Origin of the sequence: Streptomyces sichuanensis (genome assembly GCF_020328095.1) — a bacterium.
GTDB lineage: Bacteria > Actinomycetota > Actinomycetes > Streptomycetales > Streptomycetaceae > Streptomyces > Streptomyces cinnamoneus.
Window position 1 is genome coordinate 1 of record NZ_JAIXMK010000267.1, and the last position, 1,088, is coordinate 1,088.

The 1,088-nt window shown below is 73.3% G+C and carries 1 protein-coding gene, 1 tRNA gene and 1 pseudogene; 2 read left to right on the plus strand and 1 reads right to left on the minus strand.

What is annotated here, in order from left to right; translation table 11 throughout:
* Positions 1-66 precede the first annotated feature (66 nt).
* A tRNA-Glu gene (locus tag LE181_RS31865) sits at positions 67-139 on the minus strand.
* 137 nt (positions 140-276) lie between these two features.
* On the opposite strand from LE181_RS31865, the gene LE181_RS31870 reads away from it, so the two are divergent.
* Positions 277-627, plus strand: coding sequence for a metallopeptidase family protein (locus tag LE181_RS31870; protein ID WP_190108317.1), 351 nt, complete (start codon positions 277-279; stop codon positions 625-627).
* Positions 628-723: 96 nt separating this feature from the next.
* Positions 724-1,088 (plus strand): annotated as a pseudogene (locus tag LE181_RS31875) (hypothetical protein); the annotation flags it as partial.

The following is a 1,088-nucleotide window of genomic DNA, read 5'->3' on the forward strand; positions in this document are numbered from 1 at the left end:
AGCACTCCAAACTGCTCCACAGGACCTTGCTCATGTGCGAGAACTAGTCTCGCACACGTTCCAGCGTGCCCCCAACGGGATTCGAACCCGTGCTACCGCCTTGAAAGGGCGGCGTCCTGGGCCACTAGACGATGAGGGCTGATGGCCCACCTGGGCGCTTCGCAGCGCCTCGGGGACGTGAGAAGCATATGGGATGCAGGGACCGATCGCCAAAACGGTTTGCCGCGGGCCTCCGCCGGGCCGCCCGGACGGGCCCCCGTGCCGGACAATGGCGGGGTGCTGGAGATGACGCGCGAGGAGTTCGAGGAACTGGTCGCCGAGGGTCTGGACCGGATCCCGCCGGAGCTGACGCGGCTCATGGACAACGTCGCCGTGTTCGTGGAGGACGAGCCCGCGGCGGAGGAGCCGGAGCTGCTCGGCCTCTACGAGGGCACGCCGCTGACCGAGCGCGGCGAGTGGTACGCCGGTGTGCTGCCGGACCGCATCACGATCTACCGGGGGCCCACCCTGCGCATGTGCGCGACGCGGGAAGAGGTCGTGGAGGAGGTGGAGGTGACGGTCGTTCACGAGGTCGCCCACCACTTCGGCATCGACGACGAACGGCTGCACGCACTGGGCTACGGATGATCGACGGCTGACGCCCGGCCGCCCCGCGTGTCCTGGGCGGGGCGGTGCCAGTTGGGCAGGGGGCCTGTCCCCCCGTACCCGAAGGCGGTCCGTCCCATGCGCGCAACGTCAGCGCACGCGTCAACGTTCACCCGGATCGCGGCAGTGGCCGTGGCGACCCTGGCCCTGGGCGGGTGCATGAGCGTGAGCGACGCGGGGCGCCCGGCGCCCGCGGGAACGGGCAAGCAGCGCGAGACCGGCACGCAGCCGGACGGCGGGCTGCAGCTCCCGGGCAGCCGCCCGGGCCGTACGGACGCCAAGTCGGTCAAGGGCGGCGCGAGCGGCAGCCCGGCGGCCAAGGGCGGCCGGTCCGAGTCGGCCTCGGCCGCGCCCTCCACCGCCCCGGGGGCCTCGCCGCCCGCCGGCCGGCCGGGCAAGCCGGGGGCGCAGTCGAAGCCGCCGGGCGGCGGTCCGGGCACCTC